At 41.9% G+C, this 21,673-nt stretch carries 19 protein-coding genes; 16 read left to right on the plus strand and 3 right to left on the minus strand.

Translation table 11 applies throughout. The annotated features are described in order from the left end of the window. Positions 1 to 7 precede the first annotated feature (7 nt). The gene (locus DBR32_RS14960) at positions 8 to 1,099 is read right to left on the minus strand and encodes an ABC transporter permease (RefSeq protein ID WP_233559756.1); all 1,092 of its coding nucleotides are present in this window, start codon (positions 1,097 to 1,099) and stop codon (positions 8 to 10) included. A 148-nt stretch (positions 1,100 to 1,247) separates the two neighbouring features. On the opposite strand from DBR32_RS14960, the gene DBR32_RS14965 reads away from it, so the two are divergent. From DBR32_RS14965 to DBR32_RS15015, 11 genes are all read left to right on the plus strand, one after another. Further along, the gene (locus DBR32_RS14965) at positions 1,248 to 1,820 is read left to right on the plus strand and encodes a DUF6580 family putative transport protein (protein WP_124637209.1); all 573 of its coding nucleotides are present in this window, start codon (positions 1,248 to 1,250) and stop codon (positions 1,818 to 1,820) included. Between the two features lie 236 nt (positions 1,821 to 2,056). After that, positions 2,057 to 3,571, plus strand: coding sequence for a carbon-nitrogen hydrolase family protein (locus DBR32_RS14970; RefSeq protein WP_124637211.1), 1,515 nt, complete (start codon positions 2,057 to 2,059; stop codon positions 3,569 to 3,571). An 87-nt stretch (positions 3,572 to 3,658) separates the two neighbouring features. After that, on the plus strand, positions 3,659 to 4,927 hold the full coding sequence (gene mtaB / locus DBR32_RS14975; protein WP_124637213.1) for a tRNA (N(6)-L-threonylcarbamoyladenosine(37)-C(2))-methylthiotransferase MtaB: 1,269 nt from the start codon (positions 3,659 to 3,661) through the stop codon (positions 4,925 to 4,927). A gap of 180 nt (positions 4,928 to 5,107) precedes the next feature. Next, a complete protein-coding gene (gene fsa, locus DBR32_RS14980; protein WP_124637214.1) occupies positions 5,108 to 5,758 on the plus strand; it encodes a fructose-6-phosphate aldolase in 651 nt (216 codons plus the stop codon). A 96-nt stretch (positions 5,759 to 5,854) separates the two neighbouring features. Continuing rightward, positions 5,855 to 6,637: an ABC transporter ATP-binding protein gene (locus DBR32_RS14985; RefSeq protein WP_124637215.1), complete on the plus strand. Its 783-nt coding sequence runs from the start codon at positions 5,855 to 5,857 to the stop codon at positions 6,635 to 6,637. Positions 6,638 to 6,736: 99 nt separating this feature from the next. Further along, a complete protein-coding gene (locus tag DBR32_RS14990) occupies positions 6,737 to 8,695 on the plus strand; it encodes a PKD domain-containing protein (RefSeq protein WP_233559757.1) in 1,959 nt (652 codons plus the stop codon). Positions 8,696 to 8,703: 8 nt separating this feature from the next. After that, complete coding sequence (locus DBR32_RS14995) at positions 8,704 to 9,474, plus strand: SDR family NAD(P)-dependent oxidoreductase (protein WP_124637220.1); 771 nt, start codon at positions 8,704 to 8,706, stop codon at positions 9,472 to 9,474. 75 nt (positions 9,475 to 9,549) lie between these two features. Then, complete coding sequence (locus DBR32_RS15000; protein WP_124637222.1) at positions 9,550 to 10,029, plus strand: hypothetical protein; 480 nt, start codon at positions 9,550 to 9,552, stop codon at positions 10,027 to 10,029. Between the two features lie 80 nt (positions 10,030 to 10,109). Next, positions 10,110 to 10,547, plus strand: a complete 438-nt coding sequence (locus DBR32_RS15005; RefSeq protein ID WP_124637224.1) for a hypothetical protein — start codon at positions 10,110 to 10,112, stop codon at positions 10,545 to 10,547. A 25-nt stretch (positions 10,548 to 10,572) separates the two neighbouring features. Next, positions 10,573 to 11,742: a family 16 glycosylhydrolase gene (locus tag DBR32_RS15010; protein ID WP_124637226.1), complete on the plus strand. Its 1,170-nt coding sequence runs from the start codon at positions 10,573 to 10,575 to the stop codon at positions 11,740 to 11,742. Between the two features lie 76 nt (positions 11,743 to 11,818). After that, on the plus strand, positions 11,819 to 12,697 hold the full coding sequence (locus DBR32_RS15015; protein WP_124637228.1) for a T9SS type A sorting domain-containing protein: 879 nt from the start codon (positions 11,819 to 11,821) through the stop codon (positions 12,695 to 12,697). A gap of 108 nt (positions 12,698 to 12,805) precedes the next feature. Here the strand turns inward: DBR32_RS15015 and DBR32_RS15020 are convergent, their stop codons facing one another. Both DBR32_RS15020 and DBR32_RS15025 read right to left on the minus strand, forming a co-directional pair. Beyond that, positions 12,806 to 16,483 (minus strand): M1 family aminopeptidase, encoded by a 3,678-nt coding sequence (locus DBR32_RS15020; protein ID WP_124637230.1) that lies wholly within the window; start codon positions 16,481 to 16,483, stop codon positions 12,806 to 12,808. 4 nt (positions 16,484 to 16,487) lie between these two features. Next, positions 16,488 to 17,366 (minus strand): ABC transporter ATP-binding protein, encoded by an 879-nt coding sequence (locus DBR32_RS15025; protein ID WP_124637232.1) that lies wholly within the window; start codon positions 17,364 to 17,366, stop codon positions 16,488 to 16,490. A gap of 183 nt (positions 17,367 to 17,549) precedes the next feature. On the opposite strand from DBR32_RS15025, the gene crcB reads away from it, so the two are divergent. From crcB to DBR32_RS15050, 5 genes are all read left to right on the plus strand, one after another. Next, positions 17,550 to 17,921, plus strand: a complete 372-nt coding sequence (gene crcB, locus DBR32_RS15030) for a fluoride efflux transporter CrcB (RefSeq protein ID WP_124637234.1) — start codon at positions 17,550 to 17,552, stop codon at positions 17,919 to 17,921. 7 nt (positions 17,922 to 17,928) lie between these two features. Beyond that, positions 17,929 to 18,672: a class I SAM-dependent methyltransferase gene (locus DBR32_RS15035; RefSeq protein WP_124637236.1), complete on the plus strand. Its 744-nt coding sequence runs from the start codon at positions 17,929 to 17,931 to the stop codon at positions 18,670 to 18,672. A gap of 11 nt (positions 18,673 to 18,683) precedes the next feature. After that, a complete protein-coding gene (locus DBR32_RS15040) occupies positions 18,684 to 19,049 on the plus strand; it encodes an AraC family transcriptional regulator (protein WP_124637238.1) in 366 nt (121 codons plus the stop codon). 69 nt (positions 19,050 to 19,118) lie between these two features. Then, a complete protein-coding gene (locus tag DBR32_RS15045) occupies positions 19,119 to 19,874 on the plus strand; it encodes an SDR family NAD(P)-dependent oxidoreductase (RefSeq protein ID WP_124637240.1) in 756 nt (251 codons plus the stop codon). Between the two features lie 184 nt (positions 19,875 to 20,058). Further along, positions 20,059 to 21,669, plus strand: a complete 1,611-nt coding sequence (locus tag DBR32_RS15050; protein WP_124637242.1) for a Na+/H+ antiporter — start codon at positions 20,059 to 20,061, stop codon at positions 21,667 to 21,669. Positions 21,670 to 21,673: the final 4 nt, after the last annotated feature.

Genomic DNA, 21,673 nt, shown 5'->3' on the forward strand with positions numbered 1-21,673 from the left:
TGTCTTTTTAATTTTGATTTCGTACATCAATCATATCGCGTATCGCATTGCCCAGCAGATTAAAGGCCAGTACCAGTATCATAATAGCGATACCCGGAATCAGCGCCAGCATAGGATTACCCGCGATCAGAAAGTTATAATGTTCCTTGATCATTAAGCCCCAGGAAGGTGTGGGTGGCTGCACCCCGATACCTAAAAAGCTGAGCCCTGCTTCTACCAAAATTGCCGTGGCAAAATTGGACGCCGCAATGACAATAATAGGGCCGGCAATATTGGGTAAAATATGCCTAAAGATAATGCGCAGGTCTTTTAAACCCAAAGCCTTAGCAGCGACGATAAAATCAAGTTCTTTTAATTGCATCACCTGCCCCCGGATCAACCTTGCCGCACTAACCCAGGAGGTTAAGCCTATGGCAATAAAAATCTCCCAAAAGCCTTTTCCAATCGTCAGGGTAATGGCAAAAACCAACAACAAAGTTGGGATTGCCCAAAGGATATTCACAAACCACATTACCAGATAGTCTACCCAACCGCCATACCAACCTGAAAGGGTACCTAATAAAATACCAATACTCAGCGATAAAATCACCGAAACAATACCCACACCGATACTGACCCTGGCCCCGATAAGCAGCCTCGAATAGATATCGCGGCCATAACGATCGGTTCCCAACCAGAATTTTTTTGTCACCAAAAGATTCTTTGCTGTGGCATTTTTAGCCGTCAGCCCCAGGTCCTTTAAATCGAAGGATAAGTTATCTTCCAGCCCATCGTCTATGTAATGACGCACCTGTATCTTATCTTTCATCAAGACCCAGCCGTTAATCGGCACCAAACGATAAGGTGCAGGTGTGCCGGCAAAGATACGGCTCAGAAAGCCCGGACGGCTTGCCTTTTGTTCTTTGGGTACTTTCAGAAATGTTTTGGTATACCCTATGGGCTTTGCACTCAATTCGACAACCATCGTATTGGCATCAGGCGAAGTATCGCTAGCCAGAGGATAGGCAAATAAAGCAATAAGCGACACGACTGCGATAAAAAAGATCGCGACCGATGCCGTCTTGTAACGTTTAAAAAAGGAAAGGAGTTGCTTAAACAATAATAAAATTTATGTGCCGCAAAATAAAATAAATATAACAAATAGCCGCAACAGATCCCTAATTATTCCAAAGACATTTGGAAAATAGTTTAAAATTTATATTAACTTTGTCGCTTGACCGCAAGGTACTAACATTAATTTTCACACAATGAATACCAATCAAAAAACAATTTTCTTAGCTACTTTATTAGTATTGTTTGCGGTAATTTCCCGCATCATGAGCATCGAACAACATATTTGGAACTTTGCCAGTATCGGTGCCATCAGCTTATTTAGCGGTGCTATTTTCAAAAACAAGTCTTTTTCTTTTGCCTTGCCTTTGATCGCTTATTTAATTACAGATATCTATTTGCAGGTAACCAGAGGTACGGGTTTTTACGATGCCTCCCAGTTCTTTGTGTATGGGGCTATGGCCCTGATCGTATGGATCGGTACCAAAATGAAGCGTGCAACATGGTATAATGTAATCGGTTTTGCGGTATTAAGTTCTGCGACATTCTTTATCGTCTCCAATTTCGGGGTATGGTTTGCAGGATTCTTTCCTTCAAAATATGTGATGTATCCAACGACCTTAACCGGCCTGATTGATTGTTTTGTAGCGGGTATCCCTTTCTATAAAAACACATTTGCCAGTGATATCGTGTTTAGTGGTGTACTGTTCGGATTGTATGCTTTCTATGCAAAATTCACCAAACAAACGTCTTTACTGGCTTCGGTTTAATCCGGAATCCAAACTGAATATTATAAACGGGCGGTCTCAAAAGAGACCGCCCGTTTTCATGCATACTATTCCATCAAATAAAAGTCAGTGAAAGCCTTCGCGTCAGGTGGGGGAGCTATCCTGTGTCCAATTTTCACATAAATTTCATGTAGCGCCCTATTCCCTTCCGGTATAAATTCCGTATCTTTTCGGTAATACAGATTTTAAAACATTAAAAATAACAATACAGGTATATTATGGAAGTGATCGTAAGAAAATTGAAAATTGAAGATTATGAAGGACTGAAGGCGGCAATGATAGAAGCGTATGACGGCATGGGGAGTGTCTGGCGCGAGGCAAATATTCAAAAGCTGCTAAACCTTTTTCCCGAAGGGCAACTTTGTGTAGAAGTAGATGGCAAAGTCGCCGCTTGTGCCTTGTCGATCATCGTACAGTATAAGCTTTTTGGTGATGACCATACCTATGAAGAGATTACAGGCAACTATACTTTTGAAACGCATTTTGAAGATGGAGATGTATTATATGGTATCGAAGTATTTGTACACCCTGAATACCGGCAGCTACGCCTGGCCCGAAGACTGTACGATGCCCGCAAAGAGCTCTGTGAACAAATGAATCTTAAGGAGATCAAGGTCGGTGGCCGTATTCCCAATTATCACAAATACAGTAATGAACTAAATCCCAAACAATATATTGATAAAGTAAAGGCCAAAGAAATCTATGATCCGGTACTGAGTTTCCAGATTGCCAACGATTTTCATGTGGTGCGGGTATTGACCAATTACCTAAAAGGAGATGTGCAATCGGAAGAATATGCAGTACTGCTGGAATGGAACAATATCTATTACTCCCGCAAGAAAAACGCGATGAGTGATAGCATTATCCGCCTGGGATTGGTACAATGGCAGATGCGGCCTTTTGCCAATATGTCCAAATTTTTTGAGCAGGTAGAGTTTTTTGTTGATGTACTGAGTGCCTATAATGCCGATTTTGCGGTATTCCCCGAGTTTTTCAATTCCCCTTTACTGGCCGAATTCAATCATCTGAGCGAATATGAATCCATGCGGGAACTCGCCAAAAAAACACAAGAAATCCGGGAAAAAATCTCGGAATATGCCATTGCTTATAATGTCAATATCATTGCCGGGAGTATGCCCGTGGTAGAAGACAATAAGCTATTCAATATTTCTTATTTATGCCATCGCAACGGTGCGGTAAGTGAATACCGTAAAATCCACATTACCCCGAATGAGACCAAATATTATGGCATTACGGGTGGAGACGAAATTGCCGCCATTAATACCGATTGTGGTAAGATCGGCATCCTGATCTGTTATGATGTAGAGTTTCCCGAACTGTCTCGCTTAATGGCATTAGATGGTATGAAGATTCTCTTTGTACCCTACCTCACCGATACGCAAAATGCCTATACCCGGGTGCGTAACTGTGCTATGGCCAGGGCAATCGAAAACGAATGTTATGTTGCTATTGCCGGTTGTGTGGGTAATTTGCCCGGGGTAAACAATATGGATATCCAGTTTGGACAGGCTGCGGTATTCACCCCTTCAGACTTTGCTTTCCCGACGAATGCCGTAAAAGCAGAGGCCACACCCAATACAGAAATGACGCTGATTGTGGATGTGGATCTGAAATTATTAAAAGAATTGCACCATTACGGTTCGGTAAAAACCATGAAAGACCGCAGAACCGATTTATATGAAGTAAAAAGAATCCACACTTTAAAGTATTAGCACGGGCTGCTATAAACGTTAAAATTGGCTTTTTTGAATAATATATTACTTAAATTTGCAGCCTTTGATTAAACTAAGCGTCTTTTAATGAGCAAAACAGTAGCATTTCACACTTTAGGTTGTAAACTAAACTTTTCCGAGACCTCCAGCTTAGGCCGGAGTATGGAAGCGGAGGGTTTCGTAAAAACCAATTTTGATGATATTGCCGATGTGTATGTCATCAATACTTGTTCTGTTACCGAAAATGCCGATAAAGAATGCCGGCAGATCGTGAGAAAGATTCAGCGCAAATCACCGGAAAGTCTGGTGGTCATTACCGGTTGCTACGCCCAGCTTAAGCCCAAAGAAATTTCGGAAATAGAAGGGGTGGATCTGGTCTTGGGTGCTGCGGAGAAGTTTAACCTGGCGCATCATATTAAAGAATTATCAAAAGGAGACAGCGCCAAGATCTGCAGTTGTGATATTGAAGAGGTGAACGGCTTTAATGCTTCCTACTCTGTCAGCGACCGTACCCGCACGTTCTTAAAAGTTCAGGATGGTTGTGACTATAACTGTTCTTTCTGTACCATTCCTTTGGCACGTGGCCATAGCCGCAGCGACAGCATTGCCAATGTAATCGAGAATGTAAAAAGCCTTGCAGCAGGCGCTACGAAAGAGATTGTGCTCACGGGTATCAATCTCGGCGACTTTGGTAAAGGGAATTTTGGCGGAAAGAAAAAAGAGGAAACTTTTTTCGACCTGGTTCAGGAACTGGAACAAACAGAAGGGATAAACCGCTACCGTATTTCCAGTATAGAGCCTAATTTGCTGAGCAACGATATTATCGAATTTGTCGCTAAAAGCAATCGTTTTATGCCACATTTTCATATTCCGCTGCAAAGTGGTAGTAATGAGATCCTGGCTTTAATGCGCCGCCGCTACCAAAGAGAATTATACGCAGACCGGGTTAAAAGAATTAAGGAGTTAATGCCGCATTGTTGCATCGGAGTAGATGTAATTGTGGGTTTTCCGGGCGAAACGGAGGAACTGTTTCAGGAGACATTTGCCTTCCTGCATAGCCTGGACGTCTCGTATTTCCATGTATTCACTTATTCTGAACGAACCAATACCTTAGCCACAGAAATGGATCAGGTAGTGCCGCAACATATCCGCAACGAAAGGAATAAACTATTGCGCAACCTTTCTTATCAGAAAATGCGCTACTTCACCGAGCAGCATGTAGGCCAAAAACGTCCTGTCCTGTTTGAACATGCCAACAAAAACGGCATGATGGAAGGCTATAGCGATAATTATATTAAGGTACAGGTAGCCCACAACACTGCTTTGGAAAATCAGGTGGTGGAATGGCAGTTATAAGATTTTGATACCGTATTATTTATAAAAACCGGTCCTGAAACAAATGTTTCAGGACCGGTTTTGTATTTTAGTATTGCGTTTTGTCTGGTTCTAGCGCAGCTGAGCTCGGGGTTTTAAAAAAATTTCTGTTCACCGGATTTTAAAATTACCTTTGCATTTACCAAATTCAACCAAATTTTTATGAAATTTTTTATCGATACTGCTAATTTAGACCAAATTAAAGAAGCAAACGATTTAGGCATTTTAGATGGTGTAACGACCAATCCCTCTTTAATGGCCAAAGAAGGTATTAAAGGCCAGGAGGCGATCTTGCAACATTACAGAGACATCTGCGCCATCGTAGACGGCCCTGTAAGTGCGGAAGTATTATCTACTGACTTTGAAGGTATGGTAGAAGAAGGTAAAAAACTGGCGGCTTTACACGAAAATATCGTGGTAAAAATCCCAATGATCAAAGACGGTATTAAAGCGATCAAATGGTTTACGGACAATGGTATCCGCACTAACTGTACTTTAGTATTCTCTGCAGGTCAGGCTATTTTAGCGGCCAAAGCCGGTGCAACAATGGTTTCTCCCTTTATCGGACGTATCGATGATGGTAGCTGGGATGGTGTACAACTGATTGAGCAAATTGTAAACATTTACAATGCACAAGGTTTTATGACCGAAGTATTGGCGGCCTCTATCCGTAGCCCTTTGCACATCGTTCGTTGTGCCGAAGCAGGAGCAGATATCTGTACTTGTCCTTTAACTTCGATTACAGGTTTATTAAAACATCCCTTGACGGATATCGGTTTAGCACAGTTTTTAGCAGATGCTAAAAATCTGTAAGGACGATAAAGAATTATTCAGAAATCTATATTTCAACTTATATTTGCGTACCGGAAACCGGTACGCATTTTTATTATCCTAAGAATAAAACATCATATGATTGAAGTAAAGAATGTAAAAAAGAGTTTTGGGGACAAGGAAATATTAAAAGATGTAAGTTTTTCGATGTATCCGGGGCAAACAAACCTTATTATTGGTGCTAGTGGTAGTGGTAAGACAGTGATGATGAAGTGTATGATCGGATTATTCAAACCGGAAGAAGGTCAAATCCTTTATGAAGGCCAGGATATTCTTACCATCGATCCGAAAGAGATGAAAGAAATCCGCAAACAAATCGGGATGCTGTTTCAGGGTTCTGCCCTGTTTGATAGTATGACTGTTGAAGAAAACGTGATGTTTCCCCTCAATATGTTTACCCATGATAGTTTTGCCAAGAAAAAAGAAAGGGTAAATGAGGTGCTGACCAAAGTAGAGATTACCGATGCCAATCGCAAATTTCCTGCCGAAATCAGTGGCGGGATGAAAAAACGGGTTGCGCTGGCCAGAGCCATCGTACTGAATCCCAAATACCTTTTTTGTGATGAACCCAATTCCGGCCTCGATCCTCAGACCTCTTTAGTGATTGACCACCTGATCGGTGATATTACCAGAGAATACAATATCACAACGGTAATCAATACCCATGATATGAACACCGTGATGGAAAGCGGAGATCATATTGTGTATATGCATAAGGGACAAAAACAGTGGGAGGGCTCCAACAAGGACATCATCTTTAGTGAAGATAAACTCTTAAACAGTTTCATCTTTGCTTCGGAATTTTTAAGAGGTGCGAAAGAAGCGAAGATCAAGGAAGCTAATCTTAAGAAATTATCGTAACTAACTACAAAGCCCTTAATTTACCGCATCATTTGCCAAATTTTGATTTTTTTTATATATATTTATATTATGGTTTTCCGCTTGTTTAAAATTACCCCTATGCAACGTATGAAAAAAATAGTTTTGTTACAGCTACTCACTATAATGACTTTATTTTTGGGTTATCATGCGCAGGCTTCTCATACCGTTGGCGGGGATATTATTTACAGGTGTTTAGGCAATAATAAGTTTGAATTTACCTTTACCATTTACCATGATTGCCTGAACGGCAGCCCTGCGGCCATAGATGGTGATAATCCATCTTACTTTAGTATATTTGAACGTAATGCGACCAATACCCTCGCCTATTCAGGCTCTACGGGAGGTGCGATTATCCGTGAAGTGGTGCCCACCGGTTTTTCTAATGAATGTATACAGAATTATCCCAATACCTGCATGAGCAGGATGGTTTTTAAATTTACCGTAAACCTTCCTCCCTCTCCTAATGGTTATTTATTTGTTTATCAGCGTTGTTGCCGTAATGGGAGCATTAGTAATATCTTTAATCCCGGAAATACCGGGGTGACCTTCACCAGCATAATTCCTCCTTTTACCAGCGGCCAGTGTCCTAATAATAGTGCAGTATTTAAATTTTCACCGCCACAGATTATCTGTGCCAATGATCCTTTAAATCTGGACTTTTCAGCAACTGATGCCGATTCCGATTCTTTAAGTTATGAGCTGTGTAGTGCCTATCAGGGTGCCTCTCCTAATGATCCAAATCCGGGTAGTCCTGGTTCTATAGATGATATTGCACCGCCACCTTATGTACCTGTATCTTATATTCCTCCTTATACCGCCACCAGCCCTTTATCGGCTAATCCTGTTTTAGCAATAGATCCGGTTTCGGGGATATTGTCCGGTGCGCCTATCAATGTAGGAAGATATGTACTGACGGTTTGTGTAAAGGAATGGCGTAACGGATCGGTAATCAATACCGTAAGCAGGGATTTACAGTTTGTCGTCACTAACTGTTCAAGAACAGTCATTGCCAATATTCCGCAATTAAGTGATGAATTAGGCACTTATATTATAAAATGTGATACCAACAGAACGGTTACGTTTACCAATAACAGCGTAGGCGGAGATACTTATTTCTGGGATTTTGGCGTACCCAATACCAATGCAGATACATCAATAGCTTTCTCCCCTAGTTTTACCTACCCGGATACGGGTGTGTATGTGGTCAAGCTTGTAGTCAATAAAGGCAAGACCTGTACAGATAGTATTACCCGGATCGTAAAGATTTTCCCACCGCATTATGCAGATTTCAGATTTGACGGCAACCTGTGTCAGGGGTCTCCGATACAATTCACCGACTTATCTACTACGGCACTCCCTCCCCTGATCAGCTGGAACTGGAGTTTTGGTGATGGTACGACTTCCACACTGCAGAACCCAGTACACACCTACAATACCAATATAGAGGTACATAATGTACGGCTCATTTCCCGCTCGCAAAGAGGTTGTATGGATTCGATTACAAAACCCTTGATTATCCCCTATTTTAATCCCAGTGCGGGTAATGATACGGTGATTGTAAAAGGTTATCCGTTTAATATGAATGGCTCCGGAGGGTCTGTATACCAATGGACACCGGGTAGTTTCTTAAATAATTCAACTGATCCCAGAACGCCTACCAATTTCCCGGCAGCAGGTATCTATGATTATAATTTACACATAACCAGTGCTACAGGCTGTATCGCTGACGATTCAGTAGCCATCACGGTAGTGGACAAGCCCTGGTTTATTGTTCCGGGAGCCTTCACACCTAATGGTGATGGCCGGAATGACATCATCAAACCGATTAGTGTAGGGTATGTAAGGCTTGTCTATTTTAAAGTATATAACCGCTACGGCCAACTGGTATTCCAAACGTATAGTTTCAATAGCGGCGGATGGGATGGTACCTTTAATGGCAAGCCCGCAGATGTAGGTGTTTACTATTGGCATGCTGCCGCTGTAGACCCCCTTAATGAAACCTTAGAGCAAAAAGGTGATTTCACCTTACTACGATAATACGATATATGAATATTTTGATTACCGGCGCGACCTCAGGAATAGGACATGCCATTGCACAGGAATTTGCCCGAAACGGACATAAGCTCTGGATTACCGGAAGAAGAGCGGATCGGCTCCAAGAAATAAAAGAAACATTAACTGCTCAATATGGCGCAACCGTCTACACTTCCTGCGTTGATGTGAGAAACCGCGAAGAAACAGCCGCATTGGTCGATCAGATCCAGGCCGAGTGGCAAGCACCGGATATACTCATTAATAATGCCGGACTGGCACTAGGCTTATCCACTATTGATAAGGGAGATATTGATGAATGGGAAACTATGATCGATACCAATATCAAAGGCCTATTATATATGACCCGCCATATCGCACCGCTAATGGTCGCTTTAAAGAAAGGACATATTATCAATATTGGTTCTACTGCGGGTAAATCGGTTTATCCAAACGGTAATGTATATTGTGCAACCAAGCATGCTGTGGTAGCCCTCTCAGAGGGTATGCGCGTCGATCTGATGAACTACAATATCAAAGTAACCGCACTCAATCCGGGTATGGTAGATACGGAATTTTCTTTGGTACGCTATAGTGGTGATGAACAGAAAGCAGCACAAACCTATTTGGGTTTCGAACCCCTGCACGCAAGTGATGTTGCCAAAACAGCATATTATTGCGCCACCCTTCCCGACCATGTTTGCATCAACGATATTACCATGACCTGCACGCGCCAGGCTAATGGTATCTTTAAAACAACGGATGAAGCTGTAAGACTTTCCTGACCCATATAAGATCTTCTTAATATTTTTTTCTATAGTAATATGAATTCGTATAAAACACCATAGTTTTGGTTTTATATGCGAAACAAATACCTAATCGCTAAGGCGAAAATATCTGTTGTAATACTGACTTTAATCTTTTTTGCCTGCCGGCCCGAAAAGAAAAAGCAATTCTCTAACTGGAAAATAAAGGGAACAGAATACAGTTCTAATAATACAGAAGTTGCCATTGGTCATGCCATTGGTAAATTGTCCTGCTCAGGTAAAAACAGATTTAGTATTACATTTTACTCTTTCTCCTTCATGACCGCAAATTCATTGCCCGATACCGACAGCTTTTTGCTGACCAGGGATAACCTTGAGCAGGATTCGGGGAAAGTATTGTTATACCTATATATCGACACTACTGGATATGTTCCTCCTACAAATTCCATTAAGTACCTAAAAGCAGAAAGGATTAATGGAAAAATAAGGTATACCTTACCTGGAATGTGGTATGTAAATTATATGAACCCCAATGATAGTGTACTGGTAGAGGGCACTTTTAATGAGCCATAAACCAAATAAAATTGTACTAAAAATGCACTTATATATAAAATATTGTAATTTTAATTAATAATTAGTAAAACCAAAAACAAATGAAAAATATCTCCATTCTTATACTGGCTTTAAGCTTTTTTGCCTGCCGGCCCGAAAAGAAGAAACAATTCTCTAACTGGAAAGTAAATGGAGTAACATATTCTTCTAATAATGTTACAGCAACTATTGGGAGAGCAATGGTAACGCTTACAAGTCATGATACAACCAGATTCGATCTTAGGTTCTATTTAGGGTTCTTTCCAAGTTCCGGAGAATGGCCAATTATCAGTATAAATCCATCTCAAGATCCAAACTTTGCTATACTAGGCTTTTATATAGATACAATACCATATGGGATTACGCCAAGAAATATCAATAAACTTATTGCTTCGAAGAACAATAATAAGGTTACATATACTCTTGCTCCGACTTGGTTTATTAGCTACAATAATCCTAATGATAGCGTATTAATAGAAGGCACTTTTAATGAACCATAAATTTAAAAACACGATAAAATAACCTATGAAAAAAACAATTCTAAAACTTATCCCTCTCCTTACCCTATTCTTACTACGCAATACCCTATGGGCACAACTGCCCCCGGTTACTTTTAGCGTCGGAGCCAATGTATGTGATCACAGCTCCTGGAAGCTGGTCTTTTATGATGGATTTGACGGGAGCAGTCTCAACAACAATAACTGGTACCGGTTTAATTCCAATAACTGGGGCACTACAGATGACTGGGGAGAAGGCAGGGTACCTTATCCCGGCAATAACACCGTCATACAGGATGCCAACGTTGTCGTAAACGGGGGAACAGCCAAATTAAAAGTAATACAGCAACCCACTACCTGGCAATGCGCCACCTGCAATATGGCCCCTTATACCCAAAACTATACCTCGGGCTATCTATCCAGCAAAATGCGCTTTAATAATGGCCGGATAGAAGCCCGGCCGAAAATGCCTATTTTCAAAGGCGCCTGGAGCACCTGCTGGACCCGGTTCGGCACCAGTATGAATGAAATAGATTTTGCCGAATCGGCCTCACCCAAAGGCATGCCCGGCTGGCCCTATATTGGTAAAAAGAAACCAAATAACGCTTATAATTTACATGCCTGGGCACCGCTGTTTCCGAATAATCCATATAATCTTCATGATGAAAGTATAGGTAACAGTTACCCTAACCAGGACTGGAGCAGTTGGATTACTGGTAGCCGACACAAGTATGAAAACTGGCATACCTACGTGTGCGAGTGGGATACGGCCTGCATCAAAACCTACCTGGATGGCGCATTGGTCAGCACGATATGGAAATATTATCAAAACGTGCTTGTTCCGTATAATACCGGAGGTGGCCAGCAATATTATGCAGTCAAAGTACCCTCCAACTGTGCTCCAAATGCCGGAGTACCGTATTATGTAACAGAAGGCTACCCTTATAACAGCCAGTCGCAAAGTAAACTGATCTTCTCTACTGCGATGACCATACCGGAAAAAACGCTTTCTGCGAATGGCGAGCTGGGGCAAATGGAAATTGATTACGTAAAAGTATATCAGCGCCACCCCGGGGAAGAAGGGCATACCGAAATATGCAGCGATCCTATTCCTGCTATAAACGGCCCTAATACGATGTGTGGCACCACTACCTATACGACAACTCCCCTCAACAAGCGGGGGAACCTGGAGTACTGATAATGGTGCCCTGAATTTTGTCGGCAGCACATCAGGCAGTAGTGTATCAGTACAGGCCAACCCGAATACTCCTCATATGTCAACAGTTCTATCCTATAGCTATGCTCCTGCCGGTTGTCCTCCTGTTACCGTTTCTAAAGCTATAAATACAGGAACAATTGGCGCTAATGTATTTGCATCAAGAAATTTGGGGTGGTTGAAAGAAGATTTTAGTTTATGGCCCACTCCTGTTGTAGCTGGAGCAACCTATAGCTGGAAAGTATGGTATGGCTTCTCTAGTTCCAATCTTAATTACTATACAGAAACTGCGCCATATATAACTACCCCAAAAATGTGGCACTTTGGTATTTTACCTTATTATCTGAAATGGGAACTTACGATTAGCACCTCTTGCGGTTCCAAAACGCTGACAGGTACTAAAAACAATATGTCTTATATGGCACCGCTAATCGCAAAGCCAGAAACATTTATGGAAACAGACTCTTCTACCTATTATTTTGAAACCAGATTTACGGAAGCAGACAGCGCTGAATATGAGAAAACAGTCAGGAATATGATTGCACATAAATTTGTAGAAGACCCGGAGGATATGACAGCAATAAATGAGATGATTGGCAAAGTAAGAATGGAAGCTTTGGAGCCTTATTTGTTTTTTGAAGACCAAGAAATTACTGATCCCGGTATTATTAGTTCTTCACTATCTAAATCGGATGATTGTTTAAACATATCTAAAGCATTTCCCAACCCCGCAACCCAAAATATCAGGATAGGCCTTTCTGACAAATTTGACAAAAACAAACAAATTAAATATAAGATATATAATACTTTAGGGCAACTTACGCATACAGGTTCCGTAAAATCCGATATTGATATCCGTAGTCTTGCAACAGGCAATTACGTCCTTGAAATAAATCAAAATAGACAAACAGAGCGTCTTAAATTCGTTAAGGAATAGCTCTCCGTAGTTTAATCGTTCAGATAACAGGACGACACAAACTAAGGGCTGCGATGATTATCGCAGCCCTTAGTAATTATAGAAATATGCTGTTAATACTTTTTATGCTTAATCACCGCCCGAACCGATACTTAAGCGTACTTCTTTTTCGGAAAGGTTAGGCACTTTGGGTACCACGCCAAAATCACAGATATTATTATCCGGGGTACGATCAATCAATTTATTATAAGGATCTATACCGGCAAAAATTGGTTTTTCGTTTACGATAAACTCAAAGGTTTTCTCGGGTGCATCCATCTTCACTTTATAAAACACCAGTGGATTAAATTGTTCTTTGGCCTTTGGTTTTACCGCCCCAAACACGCCGATATCGATATAATCATTTACAGCTACTTTTTTGTTATTCCCCATACTATCTGAACGGAATTTAGTACAACCAACGGTAAGGCTTACTTTGTATTTTCCATTAGCCAGTTTTTCTGTTTTCAGCGATTTTACATAGTTTTCATAAATTGTAATATGCTCAAACATATCGGAGATAATATACTTCAGGCTGTCTGGAGTGGCTGCTCTCAGATAATTAACAAACTCAAGGGCATCCGTGTAAGGCGCTTCCTGAAAGGCTACTTTAGCAATATATTTTCTCAATGCAGCATTCAGTGAATCTTCACCAATATAATCTTTCAGAGCATACATAATCACACTTCCTTTTTCATAGTGGATATACTGCTGGTTTTCCACCAGCATCAACGGCTTTTCCCCCTTGCCATCTACCGTTCTGCTTCTCAGGTATCGATCCATTTCATGCTTCAGGAATTTCTTCATATTGTCTTTGCCATAGCGATGTTCCATCACCATGAGGGCACTATACTGCGCCATCGTCTCCGACATTAAAGTGCTTCCCTGAACATTGGCTCCGATCACCTGGTGCGCCCACCACTGATGTGCCACCTCATGCGCCGTAACGTAATAAGGTAAATCTATTTTGCTCCAATCGCCGGTATCTACCTGATTGGTAAATCCGATATTCTCGGAAAAAGGAATCGTATTGGCAAAAGACTGTGCAAAAGAGGCAAACCTCGGGAACTCAATAATCCGGATTTGCTTATGCTGATAAGGAGAAAAGTTTTTGGTATAATAATCCAGCGAATTTTTAATTGCCAGGATCATATTATCTACATTAAAAGCATGCGCCTTATCATAATAGATCTCAATGTTTACCTCTTTCCAGCGATCCTTCCTGATCTCATACCGGGCAGATTGATAGGCATAGAAATTCAACATCGGGCTATCCATTTTATATTTAAAATAGTTTCTCCCGTTTTCGGTCCATTTTTTCACCAAATAACCCGGTGCAATCGCCGTTTGGTCTGCACTGGTACTGATTTGTGTTTCAAAACGAATCCAATCCGCATCATTTGAAATATAGGTATTCTGATGTGCTGCGCTATCATTGATCCGCGCCATGCGTAATTTAGAGGGAAGATTATGTTTTTTCCGTTCCTTATTAGAAGATAACTCAGCAGCATCACTATAGCCCAGGCTCGGCATGATCTGGTTATTGAAGAAGCTACCATTTGAGACGACAAGTGTACTCAGTTCATCGTTATCAAATCCTTTAGGTGCGTAGTCAAATTCAAAACTGATCTTCACAGAATCGCCCGGCAATAGCGGTTGTTGTAGTTTAAACAACCTTATCCCAAAAATTTTATCATCTGTAATTAAAGTAGCCGGTTTATCTAAAGCCACTTCTTTGTAAGTAAAGTGCGAGGTTTCATCAAAAATATTAATGTAAACCGTATCCAGTGCCTGCGCATGTTTATTCTTTGCCCAATAGAATCCTTTTACATGCAGGCTTCCTTTATCGGGATAAATATCCACATCTACATTCGCTTCCACAATCCTGGGCTGCAACAGGTGTTCATATTTTTTATACAATTTTTCATAATTCACATACTCCTGGGTTCTCTCTTTTACACTTTTATAGGTATTCAATATATTGGTGTTATAGAAAATATAGGATCCAAAGCCCACAAAAGACAGTGCACAGAACAGCATAGCCCATTTAGATCCTTTCCTGACTTCTTTTTTAGAAAACCGGAATCTCGATTTTATTTTGCTCTCCTTACCTCTGGCATAAAAATATAAAGCAATAAAAATGATGACCAGCACAAAACTCAACCAGTACGCTTTATACACGAACCAAGGGCCTAAAGGACCATACCCGTTTAAAGCAGAATAAGGCAACCTGGGACCGTCAGAGTCGAAATTGTAAAGCTTATTGGTCCACTCCAACTGGATAAACAAAATGCTTAACAGCATCAAGGGAATCAGCGAGAAAAAGAAGCCGAGGTATTTATTAGGAGAGAATACCTGTATCGCCAGACAAATACCAATGGTAATGGAGAAGGAAACCAGTCCAAAACAAATAATACTCACAAAATATTGCATCAGGTCAATCTGAAAGAAAGACTGAGACATTTGTATCGAGATACCGGTAAGGATTGCTACCAATTGCATCAGTAACACTACGCCCATCAGTCCGACATACTTCGAAAAGAACAAGACCACATTGCTCACCGGAGTTGCATGTACCAACTCATCGGTCTTGGTTTCTTTTTCGCGGAAGATGATTGTACCAGAAAAGAATACAACAAAGATTACCGTCAATAAACTATAAGCACCTACATAGTCAATTACATTTTGCGTGAGGGGCAGCATAGGGCTTTCCGCAGCACTAAAATGATTGATCAGCCAGATCAGCCCTATCGTCAGGATACAAATAATGATAAAGAAAGTGCTTTGGGCAATTTTTCTAAATTCAAATTTTGATAAGTACCATAACTGAGACCAGGCCGAAGCACCTGAGTATTTTTTGGTCACCTTTGGAATATCCGCAAGGGTTTGAAACTTATTAGTCACTACCGGTGCTTCTTCATTTTTACGTTTAAATAAGCGAAAAGGAGTTAAGAACTGCGCAAAGCTAAAGCGATAATAACTCACAGCAGTCACAACAATAGCAATAGCCAACCACAACAGGCGATTATTGAGCAATACGCCCTTCAAAGGGATCATATTGCTATTTTGTTCTGCAGGCGTCCAGTATTCGGTCAGTACATTAAAAGCGATACTACCAAAAGGTTCAATGATTGCGGACAAGGTTTTTTTATCCAGATCGGCACTCATCACCTCTGCAATACTTCTTAAGACAAGCATGATGATACAAAACAGGTAAGCCGTTAAGGTCTTGCGGGTAAAAGTAGTCAGCGAGAAGAAAATAATACCCAATAAAAACACATTAGGCACCGTAAAAATCAGGAAAGGCTGTAAAAAACTCATGAGCTCAAAAGGCCCCACCATAGAATGGCCGATACCCGGTAAAAGCCCCAGGAAATAGCCGACAATATAACCCGACATTACAAACAGACCCAACACAAAAGCCGCCAGGAACCTTCCGAAGAAGTAGCTGGATTTGGAGATGGGTTTGGTAAAGAAAAGTGCATGGGTATTATATTCATAGTCCTTCTGTATGGCGGTAGCCATAATAGAAACGAGGACAATACTGTTCAATAACCCGAACACATTGGAACTTAGTCCCACCAACAGGTTCGAGACACTATAGGCAGAGTTAAAGATGATATTGCGATCGCCTTCAAAAGTATTAAACACGCCTGTTTGCTGAAATCCGATTGCGAGGCTTAATAAAAGGAATAAAGTAAAGAATACATAAATCATGGGTCGTTTAAAACCCAGTTTCAATTCAAAACGAAAAATGGCTCCAAACATGGTCTTAATTTATAGCGTTGTTAACAATAGCAGAGAAATATACATCTTCTAAACCTACGGGAGCGAGCTCAAAGCCATTACCCGGGTCTGTTTCGCTGTATATACGCAACATTAAGGAACCATGTACCATAGAGGAGGAGATGGCATTGTATTTTTCTTTATAGCTCGAAAAAGTATTGCTTTCGATCGGTTTAATCCATATTTTACCTTCTACTTTTTGCACCGCATCACTAGGGTTACCTTCATATAAGATTGTACCCTGATTCATGATCACCATCTTACGGCACAGGTTTTTCACATCATCTACAATATGGGTAGATAAAATCACAATCGTCTGTTCCGCAATTTCACTCAGTAAATTCTGAAAACGATTGCGCTCCATAGGATCAAGGCCGGCAGTAGGTTCATCCACAATCACCAGGCTGGGATTACCGATCAGGGCTTGTGCGATGCCGAAACGCTGGCGCATACCCCCCGAATATTCACTTACATTTCTCTTCCGAGCTTCGTATAAATTCGTTTGTTGTAATAAAGCCGATACCAGTTCTTTGCGTTCGCCCTTATTGGAAATACCTTTTAATACGGCAAAATGATTTAATAAATCCCAGGCAGAAACTTTCGGGTAAAAACCGAAGTCCTGAGGTAAGTATCCCAATTGCTCGCGCAAAGCCGTTTTATTATGGATCACATCAATATCGCCCAGCTTGATGCTGCCCGTATCAGGATCCTGTAAAGCCGCGATGGTACGCATCAGAGTCGATTTTCCGGCACCATTCGGACCCAGCAATCCAAACAATCCTTTCTCTATCGTCAGGTTTACATTATTCAATGCTTTTACGCCGTTAGGATATACCTTATTCAGGTTTTCGATTATTAAATTCATATGATAGTATTTTTAAGCAATTCATTTTTATACCAAACAAAAATACACTTTAGGCAGCGTACATACAATCCCCCACATTGGGGGAATTTTATATGTTTAGGAAGTCCTATAATTTCGAACCGATTATTTTAATACCATTTTAGAACGAAGCGTAGTATTTTTGTCTAATCAATACATGCTGTTATGAAAAATATTCTTCTTGTAGGACTGGGCGGCGCACTGGGTAGCATTTTACGATACCTCGTTTCCCTGTGGACCACAAAAGAAGCGACACAACACTTTCCCTGGGCTACCTTTATCATCAACGTGTCCGGCTGTCTGGCGATCGGGCTCCTTATGGGATTGCTGGATAAACAAATACTCTCTAATGCGACCAGGCTTTTACTCATTACCGGCTTCTGTGGCGGGTTTACCACTTTTTCTACCTTTTCTGCAGAGAATATAAAACTGATACAAAGCGGCCATCTTTTTACCGCCCTACTCTACATTATCCTGAGTATTATTTTGGGGCTTGCAGCGGTATGGGGCGGGCTGTTTTTAACGAAGGCAATATAAAAACGACATGAAAGATCTTTTTTCTGAATCCTCCGATCTGTATGCCCGACACCGGCCACAGTATCCCGCCGCTTTATTTGCATACTTAAATACTTTAGTACAGGATAAAGATAAAGCCTGGGATTGCGGTACAGGTAACGGGCAGGTGGCAGCGGTGCTCGCGGAAACCTTTACGACGGTATATGCCACCGATATCAGTACGGCACAAATCGCCGCCGCCGCTCATAAAGAGAACCTGCAGTACAGCATCCAGGCTGCAGAACATACACACTTTCCCGACCATTGTTTTGCACTCATCACCGTGGCACAAGCCATACACTGGTTTGACTTCGAGCAGTTTTATGCAGAAGTAAAAAGAACCGCTAAAGCCAATGCCATCCTTGCGGTGATCGGATACGGCGATATACGTATATCAGAAACCATAGATCCGCTGATGCAAGATTTTCATGCAAATACCTTAGGCGCATACTGGGATTGGGAACGAAAGTATATAGACGAACGGTACGAGACCATTCCTTTTCCTTTTGAAGCCATAGCACCTCCGGACTTTACCATAACTATAGACTGGACGCTCGAACAATTGATCGCCTATATCAATACCTGGTCGGCCTTGAAACACTTTATCAAAGCCAATAAGTACAATCCCGTCGACACCCTGCAGCAACAGATCGAACCCTTATGGGGTAAAAATCTTGTGCGTACCGTCCACTTTCCTTTGTTCCTGAGGATCGGAAAAATAAACCCAGAATAAATACATATCCCATGAACCGTATGTCCCGCCCGGAGCACATCACACAAACCTATTTAGCCTTTATTGACCAACACCTGGCCGACATCCTGTCGGGCGCCGCTGCGGAGATGCTGGAATTGAATGAGATCGCCGCCGAATTACACATCAGCCGCAACCACCTTTCCGATACCATAAAAGCATATACAGGCCATCATCCCTGCTTCTTCTATGATCAAAAAATACTGGACATTGCCAAAACATTACTGCGCGGATCAGCACATTCGGTAGCAGATATTGCCCGTATGCTGACTTATGACCCTTCTAATTTCTCAAAATTCTTTAAAAAGTTTGAAGGCAAAACACCGGGTATGTTCCGAAAAGAAGCCGCACAAGTTTAAAATTCCGAAACTAACACCATTGCAGCAGCGGTGAATGTGCAATCTTTGCTTTTTAAAAACAATATTTTTATGAGCAAAGTAGCATTGGTCACCGGCGGAAGCCGCGGTTTAGGAAAAAATATGGCGGAAGCCCTTGCCGACAAAGGACTTGACGTCATCATCACCTATAAAAGTAATCAAGAAGAAGCCGATAAAGTTGTTGCGCTTCTCGAAAGCAAAGGCCATAAAGCCGCTGCCATGGCATTGGATACCGCCGTTTCCGGTTCCTTCGAAGAATTTGTAACAAACCTCCAATCGGTATTGGATACGGTTTTCCAAACAAATCATATCGACTATTTAGTCAACAATGCTGGAATTGGTATTCATGCCAGCTTTGCCGAAACCACAGAAGAGCAGTTTGACACCTTAATGAACATCCACTTCAAAGGCGCTTTTTTCCTGACCCAAAAATTACTGCCGGTTCTAAACGATGGTGGTGGTATTGTGAATATTTCCACAGGCCTGGCACGTTTCAGTAGCCCGGGCTATGCCGCTTATGCTGCGATGAAAGGGGCTATGGAAACCTTAACCAAGTATCAGGCCAAAGAATTGGGCGCCAGAAAGATCAGGGTCAACATCGTGGCTCCGGGGGCTATCGAGACCGATTTCGGTGGTGGGGTCGTCCGGGATAATAATGAAATGAACGCTTTCCTGGCCTCACAAACGGCTTTAGGCCGTGTAGGCCTTCCTGATGATATAGGTACCGTAGTGGCCTTTTTATGCAGCGAGGACGCCAAATGGGTGACCGCACAGCGCATTGAAGTATCCGGAGGGATGTTTATATAATTGAAAATTATAAATGGATAATGGATAATGATATAATTGTTGCATAAAATTGTTTTTTTTGCAACAGCAACTTTTTCCGAAAACCCCATGTCGGATATTTTTATCGCGGCAAGGGGGCTTACCGAAAAAAGAAACGATAAAAATTATTATTAATCATTCATTATCCATTGTACCCAATTATTATATGCACCACACCTTATTGCTTGTTTTAGGGATTCTCTTTGCCGTCTTTATGCTGGTTATGCTGGCCCAGAAAATTAAAGTAGCCTACCCTATTTTCCTGGTCATTGCCGGACTGGGCATTAGTTTCATACCCGGTTTGCCGAGAATCTCCCTCGACCCGGAGCTCATCTTTACCATCTTCCTCCCACCGCTGCTTTACGAAGCCGCCTGGTACACTTCCTGGAAAGATTTTTGGAAATGGAAACGCCCCATCGGTCTTTTAGCTTTCGGATTGGTATTCTTTACCTCCATGATCGTAGCCTATTTCTCCAGCAGCCTCATTCCGGGCTTTACCATAGCCCTGGGCTTCTTGCTGGGCGGTATCATCTCCCCACCGGATGCTGTAGCCGCAGCTACCGTACTCAAGGGATTAAAAGTACCCAAAAGAATCCTTACCATACTAGAAGGAGAAAGTCTGATCAACGATGCCTCCTCTCTGATTGTATTCCGCTTTGCCTTAGCCGCCGTGCTCACCGGTACATTTTCGATGCAGCAAGCAACCGGGCAATTCTTTCTGGTGGCCGGTATGGGTGTAGTGGTCGGTTTGGCCGGAGCGCATATTATGTACGTCATTCATCGGTTCCTGCCCACCAATGCAGCTATTGACGGTGCCCTTACTGTTATGACACCCTATATACTGTTCCTCGCTGCCGAACAATTTCATTTCTCAGGCGTGATGGCGGTCGTCAGTGGCGGTTTATTTATCTCTTTCCGTTCCCATGAGATATTTAAATCGGGACATACCCGCATGAATATGCTGGGGGTATGGACCACAATGATCTTTGTAATGAATGCGCTGGTCTTTATTCTGATCGGATTGGCCTTACCCGAAATCATTGAGGGCCTGGGCGAATATTCTATATGGGAAGCCGTGAAATATGGGCTGATCATCAGTGCCATCATTATTGTATTAAGAATCTTATGGGTATTCCCGGCGGCCCATATCCCGCGCTGGTTGAGCAGCCGCATTCGGCAAGACCCTTCTCCGGGTTGGAAAGGGCCGCTGATCATCAGTTGGGCGGGTATGCGGGGTGTGGTTTCTTTAGCTACAGCCTTATCTATTCCCCTAATGATGGATGATAAGATAACCCCTTTCCCACACCGTAATGTAATTGTCTTTATTACCTTCGTCGTTATTTTTGTCACCCTGGTTTTTCAGGGGCTCACCCTACCTTTGATTTTAAAATGGATAAAGATCGAAGAGATTGACCATATCGCGCCTGTTAACGAACAGCAGGCAGGTATCCGGTTTAACCTGAATTCGGCCGCATTGCAAAAATTAATGGGGCATTATGAACAGGATTTAATAAGCAACGAATTTTTGAAGCAACTGAAAGATGAACTGGAGGCGGATCTTAATATGACCCGTCAGAAGCTGGAAACCTTTGGTTGTAATATTGCCGAACATAACAGGATAGAGCATTTTAATCATATCTTACTGGATCTTTATAAGACCCAGAGAATGGAGCTGTTCCGCTTACGCAGGGAAAACCTCTTTAGCGACAGTGAGATTAGAAAGGCTGAATTGCAACTGGACCTTAGTGAAATGAAGGTGACCGGGGCAGGACATTAACCCA

The sequence above is a fragment of the Taibaiella sp. KBW10 genome, from assembly GCF_003852495.1.
Taxonomy (GTDB): Bacteria; Bacteroidota; Bacteroidia; order Chitinophagales; family Chitinophagaceae; genus Edaphocola.